Source organism: Lysobacter sp. 05T417, assembly GCF_056396405.1.
In genome coordinates this window covers 290,178-305,661 of sequence record NZ_JBFTLK010000004.1, presented here as the reverse complement: position 1 = coordinate 305,661, position 15,484 = coordinate 290,178, and the positions used below count along the sequence as shown (strand labels likewise).

Annotated in this window: 16 protein-coding genes and 1 tRNA gene; 11 read left to right on the top strand and 6 right to left on the bottom strand. The window is 66.6% G+C overall.

Going from position 1 to position 15,484, the window contains the following annotated elements; all coding sequences use genetic code 11:
* Nucleotides 1-42: 42 nt before the first annotated feature.
* Nucleotides 43-462: a bactofilin family protein gene (locus AC1DER_RS09215; RefSeq protein WP_477247581.1), complete on the bottom strand. Its 420-nt coding sequence runs from the start codon at nucleotides 460-462 to the stop codon at nucleotides 43-45.
* Nucleotides 463-551: 89 nt separating this feature from the next.
* A complete protein-coding gene (locus tag AC1DER_RS09210; protein ID WP_441816596.1) occupies nucleotides 552-1,295 on the bottom strand; it encodes a DUF6776 family protein in 744 nt (247 codons plus the stop codon).
* Between the two features lie 77 nt (nucleotides 1,296-1,372).
* Between AC1DER_RS09210 and AC1DER_RS09205 the strand changes: the two genes are divergently transcribed.
* Complete coding sequence (locus AC1DER_RS09205; RefSeq protein WP_477247579.1) at nucleotides 1,373-1,954, top strand: DUF4126 domain-containing protein; 582 nt, start codon at nucleotides 1,373-1,375, stop codon at nucleotides 1,952-1,954.
* A gap of 74 nt (nucleotides 1,955-2,028) precedes the next feature.
* Here AC1DER_RS09205 and bfr read toward each other — a convergent pair whose 3' ends face one another.
* The 3 genes from bfr to AC1DER_RS09190 all read right to left on the bottom strand — a co-directional run bounded on the left by bfr (nucleotide 2,029) and on the right by AC1DER_RS09190 (nucleotide 3,535).
* Nucleotides 2,029-2,499, bottom strand: coding sequence for a bacterioferritin (bfr, locus tag AC1DER_RS09200; protein WP_441816594.1), 471 nt, complete (start codon nucleotides 2,497-2,499; stop codon nucleotides 2,029-2,031).
* A gap of 133 nt (nucleotides 2,500-2,632) precedes the next feature.
* Nucleotides 2,633-2,836, bottom strand: coding sequence for a (2Fe-2S)-binding protein (locus tag AC1DER_RS09195; protein ID WP_241920572.1), 204 nt, complete (start codon nucleotides 2,834-2,836; stop codon nucleotides 2,633-2,635).
* A gap of 93 nt (nucleotides 2,837-2,929) precedes the next feature.
* The gene (locus tag AC1DER_RS09190; protein ID WP_477357890.1) at nucleotides 2,930-3,535 is read right to left on the bottom strand and encodes an RNA pyrophosphohydrolase; all 606 of its coding nucleotides are present in this window, start codon (nucleotides 3,533-3,535) and stop codon (nucleotides 2,930-2,932) included.
* 174 nt (nucleotides 3,536-3,709) lie between these two features.
* On the opposite strand from AC1DER_RS09190, the gene AC1DER_RS09185 reads away from it, so the two are divergent.
* The 10 genes from AC1DER_RS09185 to AC1DER_RS09140 all read left to right on the top strand — a co-directional run bounded on the left by AC1DER_RS09185 (nucleotide 3,710) and on the right by AC1DER_RS09140 (nucleotide 14,381).
* Nucleotides 3,710-3,786, top strand: a tRNA-Met gene (locus AC1DER_RS09185).
* 534 nt (nucleotides 3,787-4,320) lie between these two features.
* A complete protein-coding gene (locus tag AC1DER_RS09180) occupies nucleotides 4,321-5,805 on the top strand; it encodes a DUF1254 domain-containing protein (RefSeq protein WP_477244550.1) in 1,485 nt (494 codons plus the stop codon).
* Between the two features lie 78 nt (nucleotides 5,806-5,883).
* A complete protein-coding gene (locus tag AC1DER_RS09175; protein WP_477244548.1) occupies nucleotides 5,884-6,684 on the top strand; it encodes a DUF2092 domain-containing protein in 801 nt (266 codons plus the stop codon).
* A complete protein-coding gene (locus tag AC1DER_RS09170) occupies nucleotides 6,681-7,214 on the top strand; it encodes a hypothetical protein (protein WP_477244546.1) in 534 nt (177 codons plus the stop codon). The genes AC1DER_RS09175 and AC1DER_RS09170 overlap by 4 nt, the downstream gene beginning before the upstream one ends.
* Nucleotides 7,215-7,296: 82 nt before the next feature.
* Nucleotides 7,297-9,906: a hypothetical protein gene (locus AC1DER_RS09165; RefSeq protein WP_477244544.1), complete on the top strand. Its 2,610-nt coding sequence runs from the start codon at nucleotides 7,297-7,299 to the stop codon at nucleotides 9,904-9,906.
* A 25-nt stretch (nucleotides 9,907-9,931) separates the two neighbouring features.
* Nucleotides 9,932-10,885, top strand: a complete 954-nt coding sequence (locus tag AC1DER_RS09160) for a SphA family protein (RefSeq protein ID WP_441816588.1) — start codon at nucleotides 9,932-9,934, stop codon at nucleotides 10,883-10,885.
* A gap of 30 nt (nucleotides 10,886-10,915) precedes the next feature.
* Nucleotides 10,916-12,106, top strand: a complete 1,191-nt coding sequence (locus tag AC1DER_RS09155) for a BamA/TamA family outer membrane protein (RefSeq protein WP_477244542.1) — start codon at nucleotides 10,916-10,918, stop codon at nucleotides 12,104-12,106.
* 108 nt (nucleotides 12,107-12,214) lie between these two features.
* Nucleotides 12,215-12,415, top strand: coding sequence for a hypothetical protein (locus tag AC1DER_RS09150; protein WP_441816586.1), 201 nt, complete (start codon nucleotides 12,215-12,217; stop codon nucleotides 12,413-12,415).
* 6 nt (nucleotides 12,416-12,421) lie between these two features.
* On the top strand, nucleotides 12,422-13,603 hold the full coding sequence (locus AC1DER_RS09145) for a DUF3182 family protein (protein ID WP_477244539.1): 1,182 nt from the start codon (nucleotides 12,422-12,424) through the stop codon (nucleotides 13,601-13,603).
* Nucleotides 13,587-14,381 carry an alpha/beta hydrolase family protein gene (locus tag AC1DER_RS09140; protein WP_477357887.1) on the top strand — a complete coding sequence of 265 codons (795 nt, stop codon included), beginning with the start codon at nucleotides 13,587-13,589 and terminating at the stop codon, nucleotides 14,379-14,381. The genes AC1DER_RS09145 and AC1DER_RS09140 overlap by 17 nt, the downstream gene beginning before the upstream one ends.
* 15 nt (nucleotides 14,382-14,396) lie before the next feature.
* Here the strand turns inward: AC1DER_RS09140 and AC1DER_RS09135 are convergent, their stop codons facing one another.
* Nucleotides 14,397-15,422, bottom strand: coding sequence for an SDR family oxidoreductase (locus AC1DER_RS09135; RefSeq protein ID WP_477244535.1), 1,026 nt, complete (start codon nucleotides 15,420-15,422; stop codon nucleotides 14,397-14,399).
* Nucleotides 15,423-15,484: the final 62 nt, after the last annotated feature.

Genomic DNA, 15,484 nt, shown 5'->3' with positions numbered 1-15,484 from the left:
GGGATGCTCCAGCGACCAGCCTACCGCGCCTGACTGTGACGGTCAGCCCAAAGCGGCGTGGGCGTCCAGATGGCCTTCAGCCAGGGCGCCGGCTTCGGCATGCGCCTCGGCATGGATCAGGCGGCCGGTCAGCACCGAGCCGGCCAGCATCTCGACCACCTGATAGTGGACGTTGCCCTGGACGCGTGCCTTGGCTGCCAGTTCGACGCGCTCGCTGGCGTAGACATCGCCGCTGAGCTGACCGTTGAGGATCACCACCGGCGCGCGCACCTCGCCTTCGATGCTGCCCTGCTCGGCCAGGGTCAGGGTCGCCTTCTGCCCTTCCTGCGCGATCACCTTGCCGATGATGCGGCCTTCGACATGGAGCCCGCCGCTGAACAGCAGGTCGCCGCGGATCACCACCTGCGGCCCGATCAGGGTATCAACCTGGCCATCGTGCACGGCCGTCTTGTTCTTGAACATCAGTCAGTACTTCCGGTTGTTGGCCCGCGCGAGCGGGCCGTTGCTACGTATGCGTGCTGTAGGAAAGCGTGCTGTAGGAAAGCGTGCCGTCAGAGGCTGGCGATCGTGCCACCGTGGCTCCAGCCCAGACTCTGTTCGATGGCGACGTCGCCGTTCTGCAGCGACACCCGCACCCGCTGCGGCGTGAAGCCGGCCGGCAGCATGACGCTGCCGCCGAGCTGCTGGAAATAGCGGAACGAGTAGTCCTGCGCGGGCCAGGCCTGGCGCTGGTGCAATTCGTCCCAGCCAATCGAGGCGAGCTTGCCGTCGCGCACGCCCTCGACGTTGAAGCGCAGCTTGCCGCGGCTGATCGCGCCCTTGTTGAGGTTCTGCGTGAGCACGATCTGGTAGCGCCAGGTGCCGCCGGCCTCGGGCGAGAACTGCGCCGAATGCACGCTCAGCCCCTTGGCCTGGCCGGTCGCGCCGACCAGCCGCTCATAGAAGGCGATGTTGGAGCGCAGGTCGGAGATTTCCTCTTCGCGCTCGGCCAGCTCGCTCTGCACCTGCTTGTTGGCGACGCGGCTGATCTGGTCCGAGCGCGCCAGCGTCGCTTCGCGCTGCTCGAGCGTCTCGGCCTTGTCGCGCCAGTGGTCGAGCTCGACGCGGGTGGCGTCGAGCTGTGCGGTCAGTTCGGGCAGTCGCGGCGCGGCGCGGCGTTCGGCGCCGATCCAGGCCGCCGTAAGCGTGGCCACCCAGGCCAGCACGAGCACGGTGACGATCAGCGGCCGCCGGTCGGGGCGCTGCTGGACGATGGTGAAGCGCGGCGGTGGCGCCCTGCGTGGCGGCTTGTTCATCAGCGTGCGTGCCGATGGCCTGCGCCATCGATCCCCTGCCCCCTATACTCGGACCACAGTCTAGCGAGGTAAAAGCCGTGACGGATGCGCACCTGTTCGCAATTGGTGTAGTCCTGGCCTGGCTTGCCGGCATCCGGGTCTACCTGACCGTCTTTGGCGTCGGCCTGGCCGGCTTTTTCGGCTGGCTGGACTTGCCGCAGGCCCTGCAGGTGACGGCCTCGCCGTGGGTGCTGGGGGTGTCGGGGGTGCTGGCAGCCGCGGAATTCTTTGCCGACAAGATCCCCGGAGTGGATTCGGGCTGGGACCTGCTGCACACGCTGCTGCGGGTTCCGGCGGGCGCTTTCCTGGCCGCTGCGACCCTGTCGCCGGACGGTCATCTGGGGGCAGGCGCCCTCGCCGCGGGCGCGGGAGTGGCGCTGACGAGCCACGTGCTCAAGTCCGGTTCGCGCGCGTTGCTAAACACCTCGCCCGAACCGGTAAGCAACTGGACCGCGTCGATCACCGAGGACGTGGCCACGGTCGGCGGTCTTGCGCTGGTTTTCGCTCATCCGTGGATCGCGCTGTCGATCGTGGTGCTGATCAGCGTGGTGTTGGCGCTGCTGCTGTGGTGGGTGTGGCGGACGCTGTTCCGGCGCGCACCGCGGCCCGGGGCGGCCTGACCGCGAAGCAAACAAGAACGCCGCCGGTGTTGCCGGCGGCGTTGCTCAGGAGGTGAGTGCGGGACGCGCCCGGCTCACTCCTCCATCTTGGTCAGCAGGTAGTTCTGTTCGCCCAGGCGCTCGATCAGCGACAGCTGGGTCTCGATCCAGTCGACGTGTTCTTCCTCGGAGTCGAGGATGTCGGCGAACAGTTTGCGGCTGACATAGTCGCCCACCGTCTCGCAGTACTTGATCGCCTCGCGAAGCATCGGCAGCGCCTCGAGCTCGAGTGCAAGGTCGCACGACAGCACTTCGCGCGGGTTCTCGCCGATGCGCAGTTTGCCCAGAGCCTGGAAGTTCGGCAGGCCGTCGAGGAAGAGGATGCGTTCCGACAACTTGTCGGCGTGCTTCATCTCGTCGATCGACTCGTGGTACTCGTGGTCGGCGAGTTCCTTCAGGCCCCAGTTCTTCAGCATCTTGGCGTGCAGGAAATACTGGTTGATCGCGGTCAGCTCGTTGTAGAGCGCCTTGTTGAGGTATTCGATGACCTTGGCGTCGCCCTTCATGGCCCGGCTCCTTGTGCGTGCAATGGGCGGACTCTACCCCGTTCACGCAAGACGTGACGGAACGCGAATCGACTGCAACCGCGAGCAGGAATCAGTGGCGATTGGGGGCGGGCGCGGGCCCGCAGGTGCCGCGTCAGGCGGCTTGCTGCATCACTGCGAAAGGCAGCTCACGGACCGAGCGGGCGGCGTCGAGCATCGACGCGGCCATGTCCAGGCAGCTGCCGCAGTTGGCGCCGGCGCCGGTGCGCATGGTCAGTTCGGTCACGCTGCTGCAGCCCGCGTCGGCGGCCTGGCGGATGTCGTGATCGGTAACCCCATTGCAGATGCAGACGTACACGGCGGTTGGTTCGGGCTGGCAGCCGGAGTGGCTACGGGAGCCATTTCGCCATGGATGAGAATGATTGTCAATTGATTCGGGCAGTGATTGTCATTAACGCGAGCCCTGCCCCGGTTCAGCCCCGCCTGGGCCCCTCCAGCGCGCCCTCGGGCGGCCCCGGCCGGGCGCCCGGGGATCCTGGCAGCGGCACTCCGGGCCGGGGGCCGGCACCGCCTGGGCGCCGGCGATCTGGCGGGCGACGGGTGCCAGGTGGTTCAGGGCGCGGGCATAGACCCCGCGCTTGAACATCACCACGTGCTCGATCGGGTACCAGAAATCGACCCAGCGCCAGTTGTCGAATTCGGGCTTGTCGGTAAGGTCCAGGCGCAGGTCCGACTCCTGGCCGGTCAGGCGCAGCAGGAACCAGACCTGTTTCTGGCCGATGCAGACCAGGCGGTCGTGGCGGCGGATCGCCCGCTGCGGCAGCCGGTAGCGCAGCCAGCCGGGGGTCGCGCCGAGGACTTCGACGTGCTCGGGGAGCAGGCCGGTTTCCTCGCGCAACTCGCGATACATGGCCTCCAGCGGCGTCTCGTCGCTGTTCATCCCGCCCTGGGGGAACTGCCAGCCGTCGCGATGCACCCGGCGCGCCCAGAACAGGCGTCCGTCGGGGTGCATCAGTACAATGCCGACATTGGGTCGGTAGCCGTCCGGATCGATCACGATGCGGACTCCTGAATTCACTGTGTCCGACTCTGCCATGCCGTACGCCGGGACGACAAGCTTTGCAAAGGCGGGCTTTGCAAAGGCGGGCCTTGCAAAGCCGATGGCTCAGGGACCGTCAAAAGACGATTGACGCGGACCCCCTCGGCATGAATAATTCGCGGTTCACCGCGTGGCTATGTAGCTCAGCCGGTTAGAGCACAGCACTCATAATGCTGGGGTCGGTGGTTCGAGTCCACCCATAGCCACCACACGGTATCCGGTCACGCCCTTGGCGCGGCCCACAACAAACCCCGCCTCGCGCGGGGTTTCTTGTTTCTTGTTTCTGGGCCCGGGACCCGGGTCGGGTTTCAGCGCCCACGCGCCCGCCTGTCCGCATCGAGATCGAATTGATCCCCGCAAGGACACTGCCTGGCAGTCGCCATCCTGCTGCGATCCACCGCCGATATCCAACTGCACCGGCTTCCGCAGCGAGTGCTCTTTACACGTGCGCCGCTGTCGAGAAGATCTCGACGTGCGCGCGGTTGCCGCAATCATCGCGTGATTCATGAATGGCAGTTGCGCATTTCCCGAAGCGCTTTTTTGGCGCGGCCATTGAAGCGCAACACCATCACAGTTCTTTCACGCTTCACGGGCAGAAATGCACCAGCAATGAATCATCCGACACCGGGCAGCCACGAAGAAAGCCCGGTGTCAGCGTGTACCGCGTGCTCAACCGGGGATGGTGCTGCGTCCGCAGTATGGATGCAGGCCAATGATTCGCAGCGCTTGTTTAAGGACGACCCATGACTGCCCCACGACACAACATCATGACGGCGACTGCAGCAATGGCAGTGGCCGTTGCTGCGGCATTGCTGCTTTCAGCGTGCGGCAAGCGCGATGCGACGAACGCGGAAACGAGTCCGCCAACAACCGCCACAGCGACGGACAGCGCGCCCCGGCCTGGCGCGCTGACCGCGGCCGAGGCGCGCGAGATCGCGCGCGACGCCTACGTCTACGGCGTGCCGATGGTCGACCAGTACAAGACGATGTATGCGTACTCGATCGGCAAGGACGGTCCGCAGTACCAGGGGCCGTTCAACTCGGTGCTCAACATGGCGCGCGTGTTCACGCCCGCCGATACCGCTTTCGTCACCCCGAACTCCGATACGCCTTACACCTTTGCCGGACTCGACCTGCGTGCCGAGCCGGTGGTGATCACCGTGCCGAAGATGGAGAAGGATCGTTACTTCGTTTTCCAGTTGATGGACCTGTACACCTTCAACTTCGACTACATCGGCAGTCGTACGACCGGCAACGACGGCGGAAGCTTCCTCATCGCCGGTCCGAAATGGCAGGGCGAAAACCCGAAGGGCATCAGCAAGGTGATCCGATCGGAAACCGAGCTGGTGACCGTGGTCGGACGCACGCAGATGTTCAACGTCGCCGACCTGGCCAACGTCAAGAAGATCCAGGCCGGCTACAAGGTGCAGCCGCTGTCGGCGTTCCTCGGCGCGCCCGCGCCGCCGGCAGCGCCCTCACTGCAATGGCCCATGCCCATTGCCCCGGGCAAGGACCAGGAATCGCCGGAGTTCTTCAACCAGCTCGCGTTCCTGCTGCAGTTCACCCAGCCGCCGCATTCCAGCGAGACCGCGTTGATGCAGCGATTTGCCCGCCTCGGCATCGAACCGGGCAAGCCGTTCGATCCGGGCATGTTGTCGCCGGAGTTGCAGGCCGCGGTCAAGCAGGGCGTGGCCGATGGCCAGAAGCAGATCGACGACAAGCGTGCATCGCTCGGCGGCAAGACCGACATGCTCTTCGGCAACCGCGAATTCCTGAAGAACGACTACGTCGCGCGCGCCACCGGCACGCAGGTCGGCATTGGCGCCAACTCGCGCGAAGAAGCGATGTACCCGATCCTCGAGAAGGATGCCGACGGCCAGCCGCTCGACGGCAGCAAGGGCAAGTACACGCTGCGCTTCGCGCCGGGGCAGCTGCCGCCGGTCAACGCCTTCTGGTCGGTCACGATGTATGACCTGCCGCAGCAGCTGCTGGTCAAGAATCCGATCAACCGCTACCTGATCAACTCGCCGATGTTGCCGGGCCTGAAGAAGGACAGCGATGGCGGGCTGACGATCTACGTCCAGGCGCAGTCACCCGGCAAGGACAAGGAAGCCAACTGGCTGCCCTCGCCCAACGGGCCGTTCGTGATGTTCATGCGCTACTACTGGCCGAAGCAGGAACTGCTCGATGACCAGTGGAAGACGCCAGCCGTGACGAAGGCTCCATGATCGCACCGGTGCCGGCGCGCGCCAATGCGCGGGCACGTACAGACGACGGCCGTGGCCGTCCACTTCGAGGAGAACGACATGCGTCACCCTGCGTTGATCACAGGCCTTTGCCTGGCGCTCGCCGCGCCCATGGCGCTGGCCGCGCCTCCGCCTGAAGCCGCCAAGGCAGCAGCGTCCGCGCCAGCCGCCACCGCCGTCGATCCCGAAGCCGTCGCCGCCCTGGAAACAATGGGCAAATACCTGCGCTCGCTCAAGGACTTCACGGTCCACGCTGACACCACCCTGGACATCGTGGTGGAAGACGGGCAGAAGCTGCAGTTCGCCGGCGATCTCGATTACAAGGTGCGCGCGCCCGACAAGCTGCAGCTCGACCTGCACAGCGATCGCAAGAATCGCCAGCTGTTCTACGACGGCAAGTCGCTGACGGTGTACGGGCCGAAGGCGAAGTACTACGCCACCGTCGACGCGCCGCCGACCATCCGCGAGATGCTGGGCAGCGTCGAGCAGAAGTACGGCATCGAGATGCCGCTGGCGGACCTGTTCCTGTGGGGAACCGACCAGGCGCCGACGTCGGCGCTGAAGGCGGCGACGCGCGTGGGCCCGGCGCGCATCAATGGAACCGTTACGTCGCAGTACGCGTTCCGCCAGGAAGGCGTCGACTGGCAGGTCTGGATCGAATCCGGTCCCAAGCCGCTGCCGCGTCGCCTGGTCATCACCACCACCGATGATCCGGCGCAGCCGCAGTACGCGAGCACGCTGACCTGGAACACCGCTGCCGGACTGAAGGACAGCGCCTTCACGTTCACTCCGCCCAAGGACTCGCATCGCATCGAGATGGTCGCGGTGGACGTGGTCGCCGTCGAGGAGAAGTCGCCATGAGCACTCGTCACAACGTCACCGCGCTCGGCCTTGGCATTGGCATGTTGGCCGGCACCACCGCCTTGATGGCGGTCAGCTTCGACGCCGACGCCCGTGGCGGCGCGCGTACCAGCGTCAACCACGCATCAGGTGCCCGGGCCGGCGGCGGCGGCGGTCACGCGGCCAACGTGAATCGCGGCGGCAACGCCAACGTCAACCGCAACAACAACGCGAACGTCAACCGCAACACCAACGTCAATCGCAATACCAACGTCAACCGCAATACCAACATCCACAACGACGTCAACATCGATGTCGACAACGGCTGGAATGGCGGCTGGGACGATCACCCGATCGCCACTGCCGCGGCCGTCACCGGTGCGGTGGCGCTTACCGCCGCCGCGGTGGGATCGATCGTCAACACCGTGCCGCCCAGCTGCGTGACCAGCGTGATCAACGGGGTCGCCTACCAGCAATGCGGCAGCACCTGGTACCAGCCGCAGTACGCGGGCACCAGCGTCCAGTACGTCGTGGTCAATCCGCCCGGCTGAGCCGGGCGGTTGCCCATCCCAGTGCGCGTAACGGCGCGCGCCCCGCAACGAATCATCCAGTTTCACTGCATTGAGGCCTTCCATGCGCATCCACCCCTTCCTGCCCGTCCTGAGCCTGGCCATTGCAGTGCTCATCGGATCCGCCGCAATCGGCATCCCGCAGGTGGCTGCGCAGGGAACATCCGCCTCCGGGGCGGGCGCGACGACGATCGACGCGCGCCCGTTCCCGCGTGACTTCACCGTGCAGGGCACCAGCTTCAGCGTCCACCAGCCGCAGTACGACAGCTGGGAAGGCAACCAGCTCAAGGGCCGCTTCGTAATGGCGGTGAAGTCGGGCGTCCATACCGGCAAGAGCGGCAAGTCCGAGCCCGCGTTCGACTACGGCGTGGTCCAGTTCCAGGCCCGCACCGAGATCGACAAGGAAGCGCGCGCGGTGGTGCTGACCGACCTGGAACTGCCCTCGGCCAGCTTCCCCACCGCAACCGCGAAGCAGGCCCAGTACCTGGAGCTGGCACGCCAGCAGTTGAAGACCAAGTCGACCCTGACCGTGTCGCTGGACATGCTCGAGTCGGCGATGGCCATTGCCAAGGTCGACGCGAAGATGCCGCCGTCGCTGCCGGTGAAGAACGATCCGCCCGACATCATCTTCAGCACCACGCCGGCCGTGCTGGTGCTGGTGGATGGCGAGCCCGCGCTCAAGCCCAGCGGCGTTTCGGGCGTGCAGCGGGTGATCAACACCCGTTCGCTGCTGTTGCAGCAGGGTGGCAAGTACTACACCAACGTTGCCGGCCACTGGTCGACCGCGCCCGCGCTGAGCGGTCCGTGGACGGCAGCGGCCAGTGTCGATGCCGCGCTGACCCAGGCGATGGCGAAGGTGGGCAAGGACGCCGACACGTTCGACGATCCGCCCGATGCGCTCAAGCAGGACTTTGCCGCCGGCAGGGCCCCCGACATCTTCGTGCGCACGCACCCGGCCGAACTTGTTTCGGTGCAGGGCGAGCCGCAGTTCGTCGCCATCCCGGGCACCAGGCTGAGCTACATCGACAACACCGGCGCAGACGTTCTGCTCGACGGCGCCGCCGACAACGCCTGGTACGTGCTGGTGTCTGGCCGCTGGTTCACCGCGGCCACCAGCAAAGGGCCGTGGCGCTATGTGCCACCGGCGAGCTTGCCGGCCGAGTTTGCGAAGATCCCGCCCGACAGCCCGAAGAGCGGCGTGCTGGCCTCGATCCCCAACACGCCCGAATCGCGTGAGGCGCTGATCGCCAACGACATCCCGCAGAACGCCACGGTCAAGCGCAACGAAGCCAAGCTCAACGTGCAGTACGACGGTGCGCCGCAGTTCGTCTCGATCGGCGGCACCAGCCTGCAGTACGCGCACAACACCGCCGTGCCGGTGATCAAGGTCACGGCCAACAGTTTCTATGCAGTCGACAAGGGCATCTGGTTCTCCTCCAGCTCCGCGACCGGACCGTGGGCCGTGGCGACCAGCGTGCCGGCCGAGATCTATTCGATCCCGACCAGTTCGCCGTTGCATTACGTCACCTACGTGCGCGTGTATGGCAGCAGCGATGACGAGGTGTATGTCGGCTACACGCCGGGCTACTACGGCACGGTGGTCACCGACAACGTCGTTGTCTACGGCACCGGCTACGCCTGCGATCCCTGGGTCGGTGCGTACTGGTACGGCTGCCCCGCCACCTATGGCATGGGCGTGTACTTCGGCTGGAATGCCTGGGTCGGCTGGACGTTCGGCTACGGCTGGGGCTGGTACGGCGGCTGGTACGGGCCTTACAGCCCATGGTGGGGCCCGTGGTACGGCCCGGGTTACGGCTGGGGCTACTGGGGTGGCGGCGCGGCCGCGTGGAATGTCTACGGCCACTGGGGCAACGCCGCTGTTCGCGGCACCGCCGCAGCCTGGGCCGATCCGTGGACCGGCAATGTCGGTCGCGGTGGACGCGGTGGCTACTACAACGAAGCCACCGGCGGTCGCGGCGTCGGCCGCGCCGGCGTCAACACCAACATCTACACCGGCACCACGACCGCAGGAGCGCAGGGCATCCGCTACAACCCGCAGACCGGCCGCGTGGTCGCCGGCGGTGGCGCCGCGGCGGTCAATCCCTACACCGGGCAGGCAGCGGCCGGCGGCAGCCGCACAACGGTCAATACCAACACCGGCCGCGTCACGCAGAGCGCAGGCGGCGCGGTTGCCGGCCCCAACGGTGCGGCCGGTGCTGGCGCATTCGACAGCCAGGGAAATCGTGTCGACGCGAAGGGTGCAGGTGGCTTCCACTACAACGCCGACACCGGAACGCTCAGCCACGGTGGCGTGGTCAACGTCAACGACAACGTCTATGCCGGCAAGGATGGCAACGTCTACAAGCACGACGAGAACGGCTGGAGCCAGGTCACGCGTCCGGACTCGTCCAGGAACCCGGGCGGCGAGACCCGCGACCTCGACAGCGAACGCATGGCGCGTGATCGCGGCAACGAACGCATCACTGGCGGCAGCTATGGCGGCCGGCCTTCGAACATGGGTTCGGGTGGCGGCAACTACAACCGTCCTGCCGGCGGCTACAACCGCCCTGCAGGTGGCTACAACCGTCCTGCCGGCGGCTACAACCGACCCGTCGGCGGATTCCGTCCGAGCATGGGCGGCGGTCGCGGCGGCGGCGGCTTCCGGCGGCGCTGATTCTCGATGACGGCCGGGGGGCCTGATGAACAAAAGCATTCGTGGAACCATCCTTGCAGCGGCCGTCGGTGCCGCTGCAGTCTTCGCGCCGGCGCATGCAACTGAAGGCGCGGTCGGACGTCCGATCACCGGCCTGCAGGCGGCGTCCTATTCGGGACTGATCCCACCGACACCCGGCTGGAACATGCAGATCGGGTACGCCTACTACTCGGGCGAGATCGGCGGCCAGCGCGAGATCCCGATCGGTGGCGTCAGCGCGGTCGGACTGACCGGCACGTTCGACATGCTCACCTTTACCGGCCTGTACATCTGGGACACCGGCGAAGGCCGCTGGAACTTCGCCTCGATGGCGACGATTCCGTTCATCGATGTCAGCGCCGATGCCGACCTGCGCCTGGGGCCGATCAGCGGCAGCCGCAGCGACAGCGACACGGGGTTGTTCGACGCCTTCTTCGCGCCTGTGATCGCCAGCTACCACATCGACCAGCTGCGCCACGTCTCTCTGTCGCTGTACATCTACGCGCCGACCGGTGACTACGAAGTCGGGCGACTGGCCAACCCCAGCCTCAACAACTGGACGTTCTCGCCCACCGTTGGCTACACCCAGCTGTTCCAGAAGGGCACGCTGGAATGGAGCACCACCACCGCGGTCGACATCTACACCGAGAACGACGCCACCGATTACCAGAACGGCGCCGTGTTCCGCGTCGACTCGCTGCTGGTCAAACGCTTCGCCAACGGCTGGGGCATTGGCGGCGTCGGTGGCTGGATCGAACAGATCGAGGACGACGACAGCGCCATCGCCGATCGCCTTGACGGCTTCAAGGGCCACTCGCTGGCGCTTGGCCCGATCGCCACGTACGCGAAGAAGTGGGACGGCGGCCAGGTCGAGTTCTCCGCACGCTGGCTCAAGGAGTTCGACGTGGAGAACCGGCTCAAGGGCGAGCCGTTCATGCTCTCGGCCAGCATCACGTTCTGAACTGCGAACGGATTGCCGCAAGGACGATGGATGAAATCACCACTGGCACCGATTGCTGTTTTCCCGCTCTTGTTCGCAATTGCCAATTTGACGCCGGCGCATGCCGCTGACGAGGTGACATCCGACGGCCCGGTCAAGCCGGGCTTCCTCGAACTGCTGCACGATCCCGCCGACGGCAAGTTCGACATGTCGCGCTGGCTGCTGGAGCACAAGGGCTTCCTGCCGGTGCCGATCATCATCACCGACCCGGCCGTGGGCACAGGTGGCGGCATCGCGTTGACGTTCTTCCACAAGCCCGAGGGCTCGACCGCGCGCACCAGCGAGGACGGGCGCAAGATGATGGTGACGCCTGATATCTACGGCTTCGGCGCCATTCGCACCTCCAACGGCAGCCAGGCCTACGGCGCCGGTGCAATCCTGCATTTCGACGACGACCGCTGGCGTTATCGCGGTGGCGTCGCCAAGGCCGACATCAACCTCGACTTCTACACGCAAGGCCGCTTCCTGCCGCCGCAGCAGATCGGCTACAACATGGACGGCATCATGTCGCTGCAGCAGGTGTTCAGGCGACTGGGCCAGCAGGACCTGTTCCTTGGGCTGGCGTGGATCTACATGGACCTGGATATCGGCTTCGATATCGAGTCCGATCGCAACCTGTTCACGGACAAGGAGCTGAACGAGCGCAGCTCCGGGTTGGGCCTGTCGCTGGAGTTCGACGACCGCGACAACACGTTCACGCCCAACAGCGGCTGGCTGGGCATGATCGAGGGCAACTTCTACGACGACCTGATCGGCAGCGACAACGACTTCCAGAGCTATCGCGGCCACGCCTTCGGCTATCTGCCGTTCGGCGACAAGCGCTTCGTCCTGGGCGGTCGCGCGGACGTGCGCTGGGCCAACGGCGACGTTCCGTTCTACCGCCTGCCCTACATCGACCTGCGCGGCATCGGTTCGGCCCGCTACCAGGACACGCGTGCGGCCACGCTGGAAACGGAGCTGCGCTGGAACGTGACTCCGCGCTGGGCCCTGATCGGTTTCGCCGGCGCAGGCCGCACCTGGGGCCGACACAACAGTTTCGGCGACGGCCAGAGCCAGGTCTCCAAGGGCACCGGCGTGCGCTATCTGATCGCGCGCCAGCTTGGCCTCTACACCGGCATCGACTACGCGTGGGGGCCTGAAGACGAGACGTTCTACATCCAGGTCGGCAGCGCCTGGCATTGAGTTCTTCACCGCATCGCAACGCGCGTGCACGCGCAGGCAGCGCAGTCCTCACGTGGCATTAGCGTCGCGTCCGTATCGTCGAAGACGCCCCAAGACACGGAGTACGCGATGGCTGGCCATCAGGACCGGAAAGATCCGCCGATCCATCGTTCGCGCCGTTCCGACACCGCCACGCCTGGCGACAAGGGCGCAGGGGAACGGGCGCGACGCAAGCGCCACGAAAGCGACAATCTCGACGAGGCGTTGAACGAAACCTTTCCGGCCAGCGATCCGGTGTCGCCGTTCGTGCCGGCCAAACCGCGGGACTGAACCGCGATGGCGTTCGGTCGCGGCGCAGATGCTCGCGGATCGGTGCTCGACCTGATCCTCACGCGCAAGCGCGGTATCCACGAGAGGGCGACGCGGCAATGGGCCGCGCAGCGGCTGGCCGATCTGACAGGTGCCGCCTTCGCCGGCGAGTACGTGCCCGATCGCGCCTACGCCGGCCCGCTCTACTTCGTCCCCGATCGCACCCTTCTGGCTTCCGAAGCGGCGCAACTGGGCATCCGCGGCCCCGGCGACCTGTTCGGCGGCGTGGTGCCCCACCCCTTCGTGGCCACCAAGTCGATCACGCATCCGGCGCCTGCAGACGCGCGCGATCTTCCCGAGGGCTGGTCGCGTTCGCTCGGTGAGGCGCTGGCGCCGTTCGTGCTGCCCGGCATGAGCGTGTTCAACCCGGACGACGCGCGTCGCGCGGGCCGCTCGTTGCTGGCGGTGGGCGCGCCAATCCGGACCAAGCCGGGCCAGGGCATCGGCGGCTCCGGCCAGCGCGTGGTTGCCGACTTCGATGAACTCGACGCCGCCGTATCCGCGCTCGATGCCGGGGCGATGCGCGAGTTCGGGCTGGGACTGGAATTGAACCTGGGCCATGCGGTCACCCACAGCGTCGGCGTGTTGACGGTCGGCGCGATCGGCCTGGCCTACAGCGGCACCCAGCGCACCACGCACAACCACGCCAGGCACGAGGTATACGGCGGATCGACGCTGCGTTGCCTGCGTGGCGGTCTCGACGACCTGCTGCGGGCCAGCCGCAACGAAGACGAAAGCCACGCCATTGCCAGCGCGATCGGCTACGACCGCGAAGTCGGCCGCGCGTATCCGCAGTTCTTCGCCTCGCGCCGCAACTACGACATCGTCGTCGGCGAGGACAGCAGTGGCGCCATGCGCTGCGGCGTGCTGGAGCAGTCGTGGCGGATCGGCGGCGCATCGCCGGCCGAGGTCCTCGCGCTGCAGGCGTTCAAGGCCGACCCCGGGCTGCAGCGAATCTGCGTGTCCTCGTGCGAGGTTTACGATCTGATCGACGTTCCGGCTGGCGCCGAAGTGTCGTTCCGCGCGGAGGACCCGGTGGTGGGCGCGATCACCAAGTACGGCATCGTCGAACCTGACGATGCACCGGCATGCGCATCTGAACCCGGCAGCGATCTCCAGGGCACCGAGCGTCATGGACATCCGGCTTGAGACCGTCGAACTCGATGTCGAGGACGAGCGCATCTGCGGCACCGTCCTCTCCCCAGCCGCGCGCCTTCCCGGCGTGCTGTTCGTGCACGGCTGGGGCGGCAGCCAGGAGCACGACCTGGTGCGTGCGCGCGAAGCGGCCGGCATTGGCTGCGTCTGCCTGACCTTCGACCTGCGCGGGCACGAGCGTACCGCGCGCCACTGGGAAAACGTGAACCGGCCGCAGAACCTGGCCGACCTCGTCGCCGCCTATGACTGGCTGGTGCGCCGGCCCAACGTCGACCCGACCGCCGTGGCGGTGGTCGGCATCAGCTACGGCGGCTACCTGGCGGCGCTGCTGACCGCACTGCGCCCCGTGCACTGGCTGGCGCTGCGCTCGCCGGCCCTCTACAAGGACGAAGGCTGGGACCTGCCGAAGCTGCGCCTGCACGTCGACACCGACCTGCGCGCGTACCGCCGCAGCACGCTGCGCTGGGATCAGAACCGGGCCCTGCGCGCCTGTGCCGATTACCGCGGGCATGCGCTGCTGGTCGCCGCCGAACACGACGAGATCGTGCCCGAGGCGGTGATCGACAACTACGCCGAGGCGTTCCGGCACGCGCGCTCGCTGACCCGGCGCACCGTCGACAATGCCGATCATGCGTTCACGGACAAGCCCGCGCAGAAGGCCTACACCGCGATCCTGATCAAGTGGCTGGGCGAAATGATCATGGGCGCGCGCGAGGAAGCGGCCGGGTTGCGCATGCGCGAACGCGGCAGGATCGATCCCGCGCGCCCATGAGGGCCAAAGCGCGGTTCACCCGCGCGGCCCGCCCATCACCGGCAGGATCACGCCGTTGACATAGGAGGCGCACACCGGCGAAGCGAGGAAGACAAACGCCGGCGAGATCTCCTCCGGTTGCGCCGGGCGACCCATGTCGCTGTCCTGGCCGAACTTCGACACGTCGTCGGCCGGCCGGTCGGCAGGATTGAGCGGCGTCCAGACCGGGCCCGGCGCGACCGCGTTCACGCGGATGCCGCGCTCGAGCAGATTGCTGGCCAGCGAGCGGGTGAAGGCGTGTATCGCACCCTTGGTTGCGGAATAGTCGAGCAGGTGCTTGCTGCCGAAGATGCCGGTCTCCGAACCGCAGTTGATGATGCTGCTTCCGCGCTTGAGGTGCGGCAGCGCGGCGCGCGCCATGTGGAAGTAACCGGCGATGTTGGTCTGCAGCGTTTCCTGCAGGTGCTGGTCGGTCAGCGCCTCCAGCGTGTCGGCGTGCTCCTGGAAGGCCGCGTTGTTCACCAGGATGTCGAGGCCGCCGAAGGCTTCCACCGCCGCCGCCACGGCAGCGTTGCAGAAGGTGGAGTCCTTGACGTCGCCCGGGATCAGCAGGCAGCGCTGCCCCTCCCTTTCGATCTGCTTGCAGGTGGCTTCCGCATCGACGTGTTCGTTGAGGTAGACGATGGCCACGTCCGCGCCCTCGCGGGCGAACAGCACCGCGACCGCACGGCCGATGCCGGAGTCGCCCCCGGTAACGAGTGCATGCATGCCGTCGAGCTTGCCGCTGCCGCGATAGTCAGGCGCCAGGTAACGCGGGCTGGGCGCGAGTTCGTGCTCGTTGCCGGGCTTGCGCAGGTGCTGGCGCGGCAACGGATTCTGCGGTTGCCTGCGTTCGCCTGCCTGGACGGGCTTCTTCTCTTCAGGCTTGTCCGCCTTCGGCTTGGCCTTGTCGCGGGTGTCGACCTGTTTCTGGATCTTGCGCTGGCGGGCGACGGTGGCAGTGGTCGCGGATGCCGCCTGCTTCCTGGCAGCGTTCTTCTTCGCGGCTTTCTTCATGGCCATGATCGGACTCCCTCAAAGGGTAGGAACCCCCCAATAAAAACCCCTCTCCCGCGGAGGGCGGG